Source organism: Acidovorax sp. GW821-FHT11A03 (assembly GCF_058809075.1).
Window position 1 is genome coordinate 279,080 of the sequence record NZ_JBXASG010000005.1, and the last position, 13,379, is coordinate 292,458.

Genomic DNA, 13,379 nt, shown 5'->3' on the forward strand with positions numbered 1-13,379 from the left:
GGCGGCGTCGCCCTGGGGGGAAGGCGCCGCAGGCGACTCAGGGGGGTTACCGAACACTGGTTTCCAGGGTTTGGTCCCGCGTGAACTTGAAGCGCGCCACCATGGCGATCTGGTCGGCCTTCTTGCGCATGTCGGTGCCAAAGGCGCCGAAGGGCCCTGCGGCGCGGGCAATGGCCTCGGCGCGCCGGTCGAGTGTGGTGTTGCCCGAGCCTTGCACCACCTCGGTCTCCAGCACGCGGCCGTCGTGGTTGACGGTGACGATCATCGTGAGCTCGCCGTACAGCTTGCGCCCGCCCTGTTCGGGGAAGTTCTCGGTGCCCTTGTCTTCCACCTTGCGGCGCAGCGTGTCGTAATAGGCGGCGTAGGCTTCCTCGCGCGTGGCGGGGCTGATGTAGCGCTTCTTGGGGCGCGAGTTTTCTTCGTTGATGCGCTTTTCGATCTCGGCCAGCAGCTTGACGAGCTGGCGCCGCTTTTCCTGCTCGTTGGCCTGCTCGGCGCTCTGGCTGGGCTTGCGCGGGTCGGGCTCGGGCAGGGTGGCCAGCTGCTTGCGCAGCTGGGCCAGCAGCTGCGCCTGCTGCTCCTGCATCGCATCCATCTTGCGCTGCGCTTCCTCGAAATCGTCGCCAATGGCCGTGAGCGCCGAATACGGCAGGGGGCTGGTGGCGCGGCCCTTGTCGGCATCGCCGCCGCCCGCCAGGTTGGTCTGGGCGATGGCCTGGGCCTTGTCGGGGCGTTCGTTGGACTTGGCGTTGACCAGGATGACTTCGAGCGGCGTGTCCTGGAACACGCGGTCGAAACCTTCGGGGTCGATGAAGCGCACCGAGATCAACGCGGCGTGCACGGCGATGGACACGCCCAGCGCCAGCTGCAGCGTGCTGAAGGTGCGAAGGAAGGCGGGCAGTTTCATTTCAGGGATGTCCCCGAATCCAACGCGGCCCCCTCGGGGGGCCGGGGCCAGACGGGGCCGGGGAGCGTGGGGGCCATGTTCACGGGGTGGGATTATCAGCGGTGGCGGGTTCGGCCTCGTTCACATCCACGGCGATGGCGATGGGCCCCGCCACGGTGTCGTCTTCTTCCTCGGCGTCCTCCACCGGGCCGTCGTCGCTGCTATCGGCCGGGTCGTCCAGGCGCTCGATCACGGTGCCGTGGATGTCCAGGGTGATCTCGTCCACCTCGCCCAGCTTCACCAGGAGGCGCGCGCCGCGCGGCAGGTTCTGCGCGCCCAGCACCGGGAAGACCAGCGGAATGTCGTCCGCCCGCACCAAAAAGCTGCCGCCCGGGCCTTCCTTGAAGACGGTGGCGTTCAGCTCGGTGATGCCGTGCTGCTCCACATACTTGAGCGTCCAGAAGCGTTCCATGCCGGCCTGGTAGCCGTTGTAGGCGCTGTAGGCACCGTCGAAGCTGCTGATGATGGAGAACAGGTCCGCGTCCTTGGGCTTGAAGGGCGCGGCCAGCGCGGCGGTCTTGCCGTGGCGGGCGCAGGCAATGATCTGCCACTGGTTGACCAGGTCGGTGTAGCGGCGCAGGGGCGATGTGGCCCATGAATACGCCTTCACGCCGATGCCCGCATGCGGCAGTGCCTTGGTGCCCATGCGCACCTTCACGCCCGGCGCCATGCTGGCCTGGCTGCGGTAGATGCCGGGCACGCCCAGCTCGGCCATCCAGCTGCCCCAGGTGCTGTTGGCCACGATCATGGCCTCGGCCACGATGAGGTCGAGCGGCGCGCCGCGCTGGCGCACGCTGATCTGCACTTGTTCATCACCCGTGGGCTCGGCGCCGTTGTTGCCGACCAGGCGGAAGTTGTAGTCCGGCCGGTTGAAGTTCTCGGGCTTGCCGCGCACGACTTCGCGGCGGGCCTTGAGGTCCTTGGCCAGGCGGTGCAAAAATGATAGCTGGGGGCGCAGTTCGGACAAGCGCTGGGGGTCATTTTGATGCTCGAACGCCGGGTTGGACAGCCATTCTTCGGTCACCACCGCATCGAGCTGGTCGTGGCGCAGGTTGGCGACCACGTGCACGCGCTCGAGCTTGGTCTCGGAGCTCTTGAACTCCAGCGTGGCCTCGTCGATGGTCACGTACAGCGACACGGCCGGGTTGGCGCGGCCCTCGTCCAGCGTGTAGGTCTGCACCACGTCGTCGGGCAGCATGGTGATCTTGTAGCCTGGCATGTACACCGTGGACAGGCGCGCGCGGCCGAGCTGGTCGATGGCGCTGCCCGGCTGGATCGCCAGGCCGGGCGCCGCGATGTGGATGCCCAGTACCACGGTGCCCGTGCCCAGGCCCTGCACCGACAGCGCATCGTCGATTTCGGTGGTCTGCGAATCGTCGATGGAATACGCCTGCGCGGGCGACAGCGGCAGCTCGTCCGCAATGGCGGGCGCCGTGACGGCTGGAAAGCCCGTGCCCTTGGGGAAGTTCTCGAACAAGAAGCGCTTCCAGTGGAACTGGTAGGCCGAGTCGATGGCGCCGGCCTTTTGCAGCAGATCGAGCGGTGCGGTGTGCGTGGCGCGGCTGGCGTCCACCACGGCCTTGTATTCGGGCGCGTTCTTGTCGGGCTTGAACAGAATCTTGTAAAGCTGGTCGCGGATGGGCTGGGGGCACTCACCGCGCCCGAGCGCTGCGGCCCATTCGTCGATCTGCGCGAGGACGGCCTTTTTCTTCTCGATGGCCGCCAGCGCCTGCTGCAGGATCTCGGCCGATGCCTTCTTGAACCGGCCCTTGCCCGCGCGGCGGAAATAGTGGGGCGCGTCGTACAGGCGGAACAGCGCACCGGCCTGCTGGGCCAGCGTGGCGTTGTCGGAGAAATAGTCGCGCGCCAGGTCGGCAAAGCCGAATTCGTCCTCGGGCGCGAATTCCCAGGCCAGGTCCAGCTCGATGGTCTCGGCCACGGCCTGGGCCTGGGCGACCAGCTCGGCGGGAGCAGGTTTCTCGAATTTCAGGAGGAGGTTGGCGGCCTTGACCTTGACCCGTTTGCCCGAGTCGAGCTCGACCTGGGCGGAGGTGTCGGCTTCGGACAGGATACGGCCGGCCATGAACTTGCCGGCTTCTTCAAACAATGCATGCATGGCCGGCATTCTCCCATGGGTGCCGGGCGCCGATTGTCAGATCTCCAGGACCAGTCCGGGAGCGAACGCCTTGTTTTCCACCACGCCCTGGGGCGCGTAGCCCCGTGGATTGGCGACGACGCGCGTGGCGCCGATGGTGTAGTCGAAGCTGTCGTGCACGTGGCCGTGCAGCCACAGGCGGGGTTGCCAGCGCAGGATGCGCTCCTCCAGGTCGGAGACGAAGCAGGCATTGAGCGGCGAGCCGGCGAACTGGCTGGCAATGCTGCCGCGCGCCGGCGCGAAGTGCGTGACGACCACGCTGGGGCCGTCAAACGGCTCGGCAAAACGCTCTTCCAGCCAGGCGACGGACTGGTCGAAGAGCATCTGCGACACTGCGGGGGTGAACGGCTGGGGAAATTCGGGCGCCACGCGGATGCGGGTGAAGTCGCGCACCAGTTCCACGGCCTTGGCCAGGGTCTCGTCGCGTTGCTGCGGCGAGTCAAAAAGCCGGTAGTCCGACCACAGCGTGCACCCCAGGAAACGCACGCCGCCGTGGCGCCACTCGCCACGTTCGAGTACCCGCACGCCGCTGCCCTCGGCATGCGCGCGCAGCTGCGCCATGGTGGTCACGAGGTCCGAGCCGTAGAACTCGTGGTTGCCCGCCACGAAGACCGTGGGCAGTTCCAGCTGCCGTGCCCACGCCATGGCCTGCGCGGGCCGCTGCAGGTCTCCGGCCAGCACCACCACGTCGGCGTCGGGCACGGCAAGGGCCAGGGGCTGCACGGACAGGTGCAGGTCGGAAAGCAGGGCGATTCTCATGGGGTGTGCGAGGAAGTTGCCTGGTGGAGATGTTACCGGCGGCCCGGGAGCTCCCGCCGGGCGGGAGGACGGCAGGGCAGGTGCGGGCAGGCGGCGGCGCGCGGGGTGCGAAACCAGCCCCTATGATCCAGGGTCCTTCATGATGGCACGGTTCTATCGACATGCTTTTTGATGCCATTGCCGCACCGCTGGCGTTGCTCGCAGTGGTCTTGCCGTTCCTCTTCGCCTTCACCGACTCTCCGATCTCCAATTTCTGGCCCGTGCTGGTGTCGTGGGTGTGCGTGGCCGTGCTCCTGCTGCTGGGGGCCTGGTCGGTGCACGCGGAGGCACCCCGGCGCGGAGGGCGCGCCTGGTGGGGAATGCTGCTGGCCGGCGGGCTGGGCGCGGCCGCGGTCGTGGCCAGCGCCATCGGACTTGTCCAGTACGTGGCGGGCGATGTGGGCCTGGGCCCCTGGATCCACGCCTCCGTGCCCGGGCAGGCCGTGGGCAATCTGCGCCAGCGCAACCAGCAGGCGACCTTGCTCAGCCTGGGCACATGGGCCTGGCTGTGGTGGGCGCTGCATGCCCGGCCGTCCCACGCAGGGGAACGCGGCGGGGAAGCGCCGGGCCCGGGGCGGTGGCCGCCATCCACCGCGCTCGCGAACGTGCTTGCCGCGGCAGCGCTGGCGGGGATCGCCGTGGGCGAGGCCGCCACGGCGTCGCGGACAGTCGCCGTGCAGTGGCTGCTCATCCTGGGGCTGCTGGTGCTGTGGCGGGGGCCCGGCAGGGGCAGCGCGCTGCGCATGGGCGCCGTGGGGTTTTCGATTTTTCTCGCGGCCGCATGGCTGCTGCCCGAACTGCTCTGGCAGTTCCAGGGCGTCCGTGCAGATGCGCTGTTCCATCGCTTCACTGATGGCGCGCACGCGTGCACCAGCCGCCGGGTGCTGTGGTCCAACATGTTCACCCTGATTGCGCAAAAGCCCTGGCTGGGCTGGGGCTGGGGGGAGCTGGACTATGCGCACTACATCACGCTGTTTCCCGGCGAGCGCTTTTGCGTGCTGCTGGACAACGCGCACAACCTGCCCCTGCACCTGGCCGTGGAGCTGGGCCTGCCGGCGGCCCTGGCGCTGTGCGGGGCGTTCGTGGCCTGGTGCGTGCACGCCCGGCCGTGGCGCGAGACCGATCCCGCGCGCCAGCTGGCCTGGGGTGCCCTGGCGATCATCGGGCTGCACAGCATGCTGGAGTACCCGCTGTGGTACGGGCCTTTTCAGCTGGTGGCCCTGCTGTCGGTGGCGCTGCTGGCCTGGCCGCGGCGGGCGGCGGGCGGCCCCGCGCCGGGGGCGGGGCTTGCGGGGCTGGTGGTGGCCGTGGCGGTCCTCGCCGTGTGCGGCGTTGCCGCCTGGGACTACCACCGCGTGAGCCAGTTCTACAAGCCCAGCGCGCAAAGGGCCCCGGCGTACCGGGATGACCTGCCTGGCCGGGTGTCCTCTTCCGTGATGTTTGCGAGCCAGCTGGACTTCGCGCGCCTCACCACGATGGCGCTCTCGCGGGACAACGCGCAGCAGATGAATGCCCTGGCCCACGAGCTGCTCCATTACTCTCCCGAGCCCCGCGTCATCGAGGCACTGATCGAAAGCGCCGTGATGCTGGGCAAGGACGATGAAGCCGCGTTCCACATGAAGCGCTACCGCATCGCCTACCCGGACGACCATGCCCGCTGGATGGGGGCGGGTGGCGCCGGGGCGTCCCGCGCCCGCTGAGCACAGGCGCCCCCGTGGCGCTGGTGGTCAGGCCAGGCGCAGGAACTGCGCCACCTGGGGCAGGTGGTCGCTGAAATTGGCGAGGGCGTGTTCGCCCCCCTCCTGCACGATCCGCCACGCATGCGGGTAGCGCGCCGCCATTTCCCGCCAGTCCAGCACTTCGTCGCCCTTGGCGATGATGGCCATCTCCGGGGCGGCGGGGGGCTGGTCCGAAGTGTCCAGCGCCCGCAGCTCGCCGATGTACTCCGGCTGGAAGTAGAACCGCTGTGCCGGGTCGTGCCAGGAGGTCTGCTCGCCGATGTGGCGCTCCAGGTCGCGCGCCGGGTGGACGGCGGGGTTGAGCATCACGCTGGGGCAGCCCTTGTGGTGCGCCACCCAGCTGGCATAGAAACCGCCGAGCGACGAGCCGACCACCGCCATGGCCGCGCCGGGCCAGTGGGCGATGCCCTGCGCCACCAGCGCCATCGCCGCCCGGGGCGACGGCGGCAGCTGGGGGCACCAGAAGGTGACGCCCGGATGGTGCAGCGCCACGTACGCCGCCATCTGCCGGGCCTTGGCGGACTGGGGAGAGGAGCGAAAGCCGTGCAGGTACAGGAGGTGGGTGGTGGTCATGGAGGGGGAAAACGACAAGGCAGGGGAATCACTGCTGCAAAGGGCGGTGGCCCAGACATAAGATGCGTGGCATGGGCGCCACACGGTGGAGCCCGCAGCCTTGATCCCACCATGACTGATTTTGCCCCGCTTTCCACCGCCAAACGCTGGGCCCTGGGATCCGCCGAGAAGCCGCCCGCTTCATTGGGGAGGTTCGAGCTGAAAAGGCTTCTGGGCCGGGGCGCCCAGGCCACGGTGTGGCTGGCGCTGGACCCGCGCCTGCAGCGCGAGGTGGCCATCAAGCTCATGCGCCCCGTGCAGGACCAGGACCCGTCGGTGCTCGAACACTGGCTGCGCGAGGCCCGGCACGTGGGGCGCCTCGCGCACCCCTTCATCGTGCCGGTGTTCGAGGCGGACGTGCAGGGCCGCCAGCCCTACATCGTCTTCGAGTACGTGCCGGGCAGGACACTGGCCGAACACCTGGCGCAGCAGGGGCGCTGCACGCCCCACGATGCCGTGGCCCTGATGGTGGACGTGCTCGACGGCCTGCAGGCCGCGCACCAGGCGGGCATCGTGCACCGCGACCTCAAGCCGTCCAACATCATGATCGACGCCCAGCGCCACGCCCGGGTCATGGACTTCGGCATGGCGGCGCCCATGCAGGCCGCGCCGGATGCCCAGATGGCCAGCGGCACCCCGGCCTACCTGGCGCCCGAGGCCGCGGCGGGCGCGGCGCCCGCGCCCGCCATGGATGTGTATTCCGCGGCGCTGGTGCTGGTGGAGATGCTCACCGGCCATCCGCTGGTCCACCAGAAGGACACCTGGCAGGCGCTGTACCACATCGCTAATGAAGCCCTGCAGCTGCCGCAGGACCTGGGCCCGGGCGTGGACGACGGGCTGCGGGCCATCCTGCAGCGCGCCATGGCCCGCGAGCCGGGCGGGCGCTACGCCTCGGCGGCGGAGTTTCGCGATGCCCTGCGCGCCTGGGCCGCGCCCGCGAGCGCGCCCACGGCGGCCAGCAACGCCACGCTCGACTTCCTGCTGCGGCGCATGCGCCACAAGAGCGATTTCCCGGCGCTCTCCGATTCGGTGGCGCGCATCCAGCGCGTCGCCAACTCCGAGGACGACAGCATCAGCGACCTCACGCACGAGATCCTGAAGGATGTGGCGCTCACCAACAAGCTGCTGCGCCTGGTCAACAGCGTGCACTACGCCCATGCGGGGCGCGGCACGATCAGCACCGTGTCGCGCGCGGTGAGCCTGGTGGGTTTCAACGCCGTGCGCAACATGGCGCTCAGCCTGGTGCTGCTGGACCACATGCAGGACAAGGCCCATGCGAGCCAGATGCGCGAGGAGTTCCTGCGCGCCATGATGGCCGGCTCGGTGGCGGCCGAACTGTGCGCATCGGCCCAGGCGGCCGAGGAGGCTTTCATCGGGGCCATGTTCCAGAACCTGGGGCGCATGCTGTGCGAGTTCTATTTTCCGGAAGAGGCGCGGCAGGTGCGCAGCCTGCTGGCGTCGGGCCGCGTGGAAGGCGGCGAAGAAGCCGCCGCGCTGCAGGTGCTGGGCCTGGGGTTCGAGGACCTGGGTGTGGGCGTGGCCCGCGTCTGGGGGCTGCCCGAGAGCCTGCAGCGTTGCATGCGAAAGCCCCTGGGCTCGCCGATGCAGCGCGCCCCGGAGCAGGGGGTGGAGCGCCTGCGGTGGGTGGCCATGGCGGCCAACGAGGTGGCCAGCACGCTGCTGCTGAGCGAGCCGGCCGCGCTGGAAGGGCGCCTTGGCCAGATCGGCACGCGCTATTCGCGCACGCTGGCGTTGTCCGCCGACGCGATCTCCGATGCCACCCTGCGTGCCCGCCACAAGCTGGTGGCGCTGGCCGAGGCGCTGGACCTGCGCGTGGAACCGGGCACGCCCGCCGCGCGGCTGCTGAAGCTGCCGCCCCCGACGGGCGCCGCCATGCCGCAGGACGACCCCCTGGGCTCGCACGAGCTGCGGGCCAGCGAAACCCAGCCGCTGCCCGCGGTGCTCGAGTCCCAGGCCGGCGGCGCGGTGTCGGTGGCGCAGGTCAACGAGGTGCTGGCCGCGGGCATCCAGGATGTCACCAACGCCATGGTCGAGAGCTTTCAGCTCAACGACGTGCTGCGCATGATCCTGGAGACCATGTTTCGCGCGCTGGGGTTCCGGCGCATGGTGTTTTGCCTGCGCGAGGCGCGCACCGACCTGCTGACCGGCCGCTTCGGCCTGGGCGAAGGCAGCGAGGCCGCCGTGCGCGCCATGAAAGTGCCGCTCAAGGCCCAGGGAGACCTGTTCGCCGCCGTCTGCCTGCGCGGCGCCGACACGCTCATCAACGACGCGACCGAGCCCAGGATGCAGTCCCGCCTGCCCGAGTGGTACCGCACGGGGCTCAACGCACCCTCGTTCCTGCTGCTTCCGCTGCAGATCAAGGGCCAGACCTTCGCGCTCATCTACGCCGATCAGTCCATGGCCGGGGGCATCGTCGTGGACGACAAGGCCCTCGGGCTGCTGCGCACCCTGCGCAACCAGGCGGTGATGGCCTTTCGCCAGGCGGGGTGAACGCCGCCTGGTGCGGGCGGGCCCCGGGGCCACGATAATCCCGCGATGTCCGTTGTTTTTGAGAAACCCACGCTCGCCCAGCGTTTTCTTCCCCTGTTTCGCGGGTTCGACCTGCCGCTGCTCCTGGTGGTGGTGCTGCTGGCATGCGCCGGGCTGCTGGCCATGTATTCGTCGGGCTACGACCACGGCACGCGCTTCATGGACCATGGGCGCAACATGCTCATCGCGGGGGCGATCCTGTTCATGGTGGCCCAGGTGCCGCCGCAGAAGATCATGGTGTTCGCCGTGCCGCTGTATGCGGCGGGCGTGGCGCTGCTCGTGGCGGTGGCGCTGTTCGGCATCACCAAAAAAGGCGCGCAGCGCTGGGTCAACGTCGGTATCGTCATCCAGCCCAGCGAAATCCTGAAAATTGCCATGCCGCTGATGCTCGCGTGGTGGTTCCAGAAGCGGGAAGGGACCCTGCGCCCGCTCGACTTTGCCGCCGCGGGGCTGCTGCTGGCCCTGCCGGTGGGGCTGATCATGAAGCAGCCCGACCTGGGCACCTCGCTGCTGGTGCTGGCGGCGGGGCTGTCGGTGATCTTCTTCGCGGGCCTGTCCTGGAAACTGGTGCTTCCGCCGGTGCTGCTGGGGGGCATTGGCGTGCTGGCGCTGGTGCTCCTGGGCGACCAGCTGTGCGCGGACGGCGTGCGCTGGTCGGTGCTGCATGACTACCAGCAGCAGCGCATCTGCACCCTGCTGGACCCGACGCGCGATCCGCTGGGCAAGGGATTCCACATCATCCAGGGCATGATCGCCATCGGCTCCGGGGGCATGTGGGGCAAGGGCTTCATGGCGGGCACGCAGACGCACCTGGAGTTCATCCCGGAGCGCACCACCGACTTCATCTTTGCCGCGTTTTCCGAGGAATTCGGCCTGGCGGGCAACCTTTTCCTGCTGGTCTGCTTCCTGATGCTGGTCTGGCGCGGGCTGTCCATCGCCGCGGGTGCTACGAGCCTGTTCGGGCGCCTCATGGCCGGGGCGGTCTCCATGATCTTCTTCACCTACGCCTTCGTGAACATGGGCATGGTCAGCGGAATACTGCCCGTGGTGGGCGTGCCACTGCCCTTCATCAGCTATGGCGGCACCGCCATGGTCACGCTGGGCCTGGCACTGGGCATCCTGATGTCGGTCGCCCGCGCCCAGAAGCAGGAACCCAAGGACGCGCGTCCCGCGCTGTAGCGCACCGCGCCGGGGCGGCGTGGCCCCGGATGAATCTTGGCAAGGCCCAGGGTCTCTGCCCGGGCGTTGCGTGGGCCGCCGCAAGAGGGTACAAACCGGCAGGCCAACTGTGCCTTGGCCTCAGAGCAACCGAAGGGATTCCCCATGGCGGCGAAGTTCGAGCTGAAGAAGTCGAAGAACGATAAATTTGTCTTCAACCTGCTGGCCACCAACGGCCAGGTGATCCTGACCAGCGAGCTGTACGAATCCCGGGCCAGCGCGCTGGGCGGGATCGAGGCCGTGCGCAAGAACGCGCCCGAGGGCGGCCGGTTCGGACGCCTGAGCGCCAAGGACGGATCCCCTTACTTCACGCTCAAGGCGGGCAATGGCCAGGTCATCGGGCAAAGCCAGATGTACTCCGGCGCCAAGGCGCGGGATGCGGGCATCGAATCCGTGCAGGCGCACGCCTCGCAGGCCGGCCTGGACGATCAGACGGCAGCCTGAGCATCGGGGCGGCCGCGTGATGCGGCATAGGGACATACCGCTTCGTGCCCTGCCGGGCATGGCCGCGCGCCTAAAATGCCCCGATGACTTCCCGCTCCACCACTGCCGCGCCCCAGCGCGCGGCCACCAGCCAGCGCATCGACGTCGCTCGCGAACTGCTGCTGACCCCCTTCGGGCTCGATGAGAGCCATCTCGCACGGGCATTGGCCGAGATCCGCACCCACCAGGTGGACGATGCGGACCTGTACTTCCAGTACACGCGCAGCGAGGGCTGGAGCCTGGAAGAGGGCATCGTCAAGACGGGCTCCTTCAGCATCGACCAGGGGGTGGGGGTGCGGGCGGTCAGCGGGGAAAAGACGGCGTTTGCCTACTCGGACGACATCTCGCAGGCTTCCTTGATGGATGCGGCCCGCACGGTGCGATCCATTTCGTCTGCAGCGCAGGCGGGGAAAGCGCGGGTAGCTACTAAAAAGATAGCTGCTGGCCGCAGCCTGTACCCCGGCGTGGACCCGATCGCCTCCCTGGACAGCACCGCCAAGGTGGCGCTGCTCGAGAAGCTGGAACAGCGCGCGCGCGCGAAGGACCCGCGCGTGGCGCAGGTGATGGCGGGCCTGGCCAGCGAGTACGACGTGGTGCTGGTGGCCCGGGCCGACGGTACGCTGGCGGCCGATGTGCGCCCCCTGGTGCGCCTGTCGGTGACGGTGATCGCCGAGCAGAACGGCCGCCGCGAGATGGGGTCCGCCGGCGGCGGTGGCCGCTTCGGCCTGGCCTACTTCGACGACGAGCAGATGAGCCGCTACGTGGACGAAGCGGTCCATGCCGCGCTGGTGAACCTGGAGTCCCGCCCCGCGCCTGCTGGCGAAATGACCGTGGTGCTGGGCCCTGGCTGGCCTGGCATCCTGCTGCACGAGGCCATCGGTCATGGGCTGGAAGGCGACTTCAACCGCAAGGGCTCCAGCGCATTCAGCGGGCGGATCGGCCAGCGCGTGGCGGCCAAGGGCGTCACGGTGCTGGACGATGGCACCATCGCCGACCGCCGCGGCTCGCTCAACGTGGACGACGAAGGCCACGCCAGCCAGCGCAACGTGCTCATCGAGGACGGCATCCTCAAGGGCTACATCCAGGATTCCCTCAACGCACGCCTGATGGGCGTGGCGCCCACCGGCAACGGCCGTCGCGAGAGCTACGCCCACATCCCAATGCCGCGCATGACCAACACCTACATGCTGGGCGGCGACAAGGATCCCCAGGAGATCGTGGCCAGTATCAAGAAAGGCCTGTTCGCGAGCAACTTCGGCGGCGGCCAGGTGGACATCACTTCGGGCAAGTTCGTGTTCTCCGCCAGCGAGGCCTACTGGGTCGAGAACGGCAAGATCCTCTACCCCGTGAAGGGCGCCACCATCATCGGCAGCGGCCCCGAGTCGCTCAAGAAGGTGACCATGATCGGCAACGACATGCGCCTGGACAGCGGCGTGGGCACCTGCGGCAAGGAAGGCCAGAGCGTACCCGTGGGCGTCGGCCAGCCTACCTTGCGCATCGAGGGGCTGACGGTGGGCGGCACGGCCTGACTGACGGGACAGTATTTTTTCTGACTGCCACCACGGTGTATGCGTGCGCAATCCAGTGGCCTGCTTGCCTTGGAGGGCGCTTTGCCTGAGCGGCCGGTCTTGTTTTCCAATCGGGCTGCATGCTTGAGAAAAAGCCTGAAACCCAAAGGGACGATTCATAGACAGGCTGCTGGTTTTCTGAGGGATCTGGCTTGCCTGTTGGGGCTAGTTCTTCCCGGCGTGGGGGCTCATGCACAAACATGCATGGTGCAGACTGCCAATCCCTCCGCACCAGTCAGGCAGCTGTATGTTGTTGCCGGGCAGTCGAATGCTGTTGGGCTGGCGTCTGTCAGGGACATTGGCGTAGGGAAAAAAAAGTATGCCCATGAAAATACTGTCTACCCCAACGTGAGTGTTTATGGGATCTACGGTGCGCCACCGGGTGTGGCAGGCAATGATGATGCGGTACGCTCCCAGGATGTCAATTGGAGTGATTTTGCAGGATGGGGGGTGGCAAGACCAGGGTTTGGTTATAAGAACTTGACTGGCAGCCCTCATTTTTTCCCATTTGGCACAAAATCAACGGACTTGTTTGGGCTGGAATTGCATCTTGCACAATTTTTAAATGATCAGCCGCCATATGATCATTACATTGCCAAATTGGCGGTTTCAAATACGTCACTGAACTACACCGCATCTGCCGATCATTGGGCTCCAGGCGGCCACCTGTACGTTGAACTGCTGGAGTTGATTGCAAATGCTTATAATTCAAAGCGAATGAATGTACGGATGAGGGTTGCCGGGCTTTTTTTCATGCAAGGTGAAACTGATGCGCTGGATGAAACATGGGCGCGGAGTTATGGAAGTAATCTAAAGAACTTCATCACAAAAATAAGGCGGGATGTGAATGGCATGGGCTGTTCCGATGACCTGGATTTTCCGGTGATTGTTGGGAGAATTCAGGACAATCCTGCCTGGAAATATAGAAAATATGTGAGATCCGCTCAGATGGATGTGGCGCGGAGCTTGCCGCAAGTGGGCGTTGTGGATACGGACGATTTTGCGGAGCATCTTGTGGCCGGAGGGGTTCACTTCAATGAGTATGGTCAATTTCACCTGGGTGCAAGAGCGTATCAGGCGCTTGTGGGCAGGGCTGCGATAGGAAACCTTCAGAGTGTGGTGTGGAAAAAAGTGAAATCCAAACGGCAGAACTCGACTCCCATCACGGAAGCGCTCGAGAGAGTGCCTTGCTGCAAGCCTGGTGATTTGATCGACCGGCAGCTTCAGAAGTACTTCCCCTGGACATACGGATATGGCGGGGCATGCCGAGGCTACGCATGCGCCCCAGTGTATTGAAAGGCCATGTGTAA

At 67.1% G+C, this 13,379-nt stretch carries 10 protein-coding genes; 6 read left to right on the top strand and 4 right to left on the bottom strand.

Going from position 1 to position 13,379, the window contains the following annotated elements; genetic code table 11:
- Positions 1-46: 46 nt before the first annotated feature.
- From AC1RVY_RS14505 to AC1RVY_RS14515, 3 genes are all read right to left on the bottom strand, one after another.
- Complete coding sequence (locus AC1RVY_RS14505) at positions 47-907, bottom strand: TonB family protein (RefSeq protein ID WP_492806935.1); 861 nt, start codon at positions 905-907, stop codon at positions 47-49.
- Positions 908-986: 79 nt separating this feature from the next.
- Positions 987-3,062 carry a ribonuclease catalytic domain-containing protein gene (locus AC1RVY_RS14510; protein WP_218296081.1) on the bottom strand — a complete coding sequence of 692 codons (2,076 nt, stop codon included), beginning with the start codon at positions 3,060-3,062 and terminating at the stop codon, positions 987-989.
- A 36-nt stretch (positions 3,063-3,098) separates the two neighbouring features.
- The gene (locus AC1RVY_RS14515) at positions 3,099-3,860 is read right to left on the bottom strand and encodes a metallophosphoesterase (RefSeq protein WP_492806936.1); all 762 of its coding nucleotides are present in this window, start codon (positions 3,858-3,860) and stop codon (positions 3,099-3,101) included.
- 161 nt (positions 3,861-4,021) lie between these two features.
- Between AC1RVY_RS14515 and AC1RVY_RS14520 the strand changes: the two genes are divergently transcribed.
- Positions 4,022-5,599 (top strand): Wzy polymerase domain-containing protein, encoded by a 1,578-nt coding sequence (locus tag AC1RVY_RS14520; protein ID WP_492806937.1) that lies wholly within the window; start codon positions 4,022-4,024, stop codon positions 5,597-5,599.
- A 27-nt stretch (positions 5,600-5,626) separates the two neighbouring features.
- Here the strand turns inward: AC1RVY_RS14520 and AC1RVY_RS14525 are convergent, their stop codons facing one another.
- Complete coding sequence (locus tag AC1RVY_RS14525) at positions 5,627-6,211, bottom strand: YqiA/YcfP family alpha/beta fold hydrolase (protein ID WP_492806938.1); 585 nt, start codon at positions 6,209-6,211, stop codon at positions 5,627-5,629.
- A gap of 111 nt (positions 6,212-6,322) precedes the next feature.
- Between AC1RVY_RS14525 and AC1RVY_RS14530 the strand changes: the two genes are divergently transcribed.
- The 5 genes from AC1RVY_RS14530 to AC1RVY_RS14550 all read left to right on the top strand — a co-directional run bounded on the left by AC1RVY_RS14530 (position 6,323) and on the right by AC1RVY_RS14550 (position 13,365).
- The gene (locus AC1RVY_RS14530; RefSeq protein WP_492806939.1) at positions 6,323-8,761 is read left to right on the top strand and encodes a protein kinase domain-containing protein; all 2,439 of its coding nucleotides are present in this window, start codon (positions 6,323-6,325) and stop codon (positions 8,759-8,761) included.
- A gap of 45 nt (positions 8,762-8,806) precedes the next feature.
- Positions 8,807-9,979, top strand: coding sequence for a rod shape-determining protein RodA (gene rodA / locus AC1RVY_RS14535; protein ID WP_492806940.1), 1,173 nt, complete (start codon positions 8,807-8,809; stop codon positions 9,977-9,979).
- 144 nt (positions 9,980-10,123) lie between these two features.
- Entirely contained in the window at positions 10,124-10,462 is a 339-nt protein-coding gene (locus tag AC1RVY_RS14540; RefSeq protein ID WP_492806941.1) for a YegP family protein, read from the top strand.
- Positions 10,463-10,545: 83 nt separating this feature from the next.
- A complete protein-coding gene (tldD, locus tag AC1RVY_RS14545) occupies positions 10,546-12,030 on the top strand; it encodes a metalloprotease TldD (protein ID WP_492806942.1) in 1,485 nt (494 codons plus the stop codon).
- A gap of 39 nt (positions 12,031-12,069) precedes the next feature.
- Positions 12,070-13,365, top strand: coding sequence for a sialate O-acetylesterase (locus AC1RVY_RS14550; protein WP_492806943.1), 1,296 nt, complete (start codon positions 12,070-12,072; stop codon positions 13,363-13,365).
- The last annotated feature ends 14 nt before the right edge of the window (positions 13,366-13,379 follow it).

What these genes read in the sequence shown, in the direction of transcription:
- AC1RVY_RS14530 (WP_492806939.1), top strand. Translation starts at nt 6,323, where the DNA reads ATGACTGATTTTGCCCCGCTTTCCACCGCCAAACGCTGGGCCCTGGGA.
- AC1RVY_RS14515 (WP_492806936.1), bottom strand. Translation starts at nt 3,860, where the DNA reads ATGAGAATCGCCCTGCTTTCCGACCTGCACCTGTCCGTGCAGCCCCTG.
- tldD (WP_492806942.1), top strand. Translation starts at nt 10,546, where the DNA reads ATGACTTCCCGCTCCACCACTGCCGCGCCCCAGCGCGCGGCCACCAGC.
- rodA (WP_492806940.1), top strand. Translation starts at nt 8,807, where the DNA reads ATGTCCGTTGTTTTTGAGAAACCCACGCTCGCCCAGCGTTTTCTTCCC.
- AC1RVY_RS14505 (WP_492806935.1), bottom strand. Translation starts at nt 907, where the DNA reads ATGAAACTGCCCGCCTTCCTTCGCACCTTCAGCACGCTGCAGCTGGCG.
- AC1RVY_RS14550 (WP_492806943.1), top strand. Translation starts at nt 12,070, where the DNA reads ATGCGTGCGCAATCCAGTGGCCTGCTTGCCTTGGAGGGCGCTTTGCCT.
- AC1RVY_RS14520 (WP_492806937.1), top strand. Translation starts at nt 4,022, where the DNA reads ATGCTTTTTGATGCCATTGCCGCACCGCTGGCGTTGCTCGCAGTGGTC.
- AC1RVY_RS14510 (WP_218296081.1), bottom strand. Translation starts at nt 3,062, where the DNA reads ATGCATGCATTGTTTGAAGAAGCCGGCAAGTTCATGGCCGGCCGTATC.
- AC1RVY_RS14525 (WP_492806938.1), bottom strand. Translation starts at nt 6,211, where the DNA reads ATGACCACCACCCACCTCCTGTACCTGCACGGCTTTCGCTCCTCTCCC.
- AC1RVY_RS14540 (WP_492806941.1), top strand. Translation starts at nt 10,124, where the DNA reads ATGGCGGCGAAGTTCGAGCTGAAGAAGTCGAAGAACGATAAATTTGTC.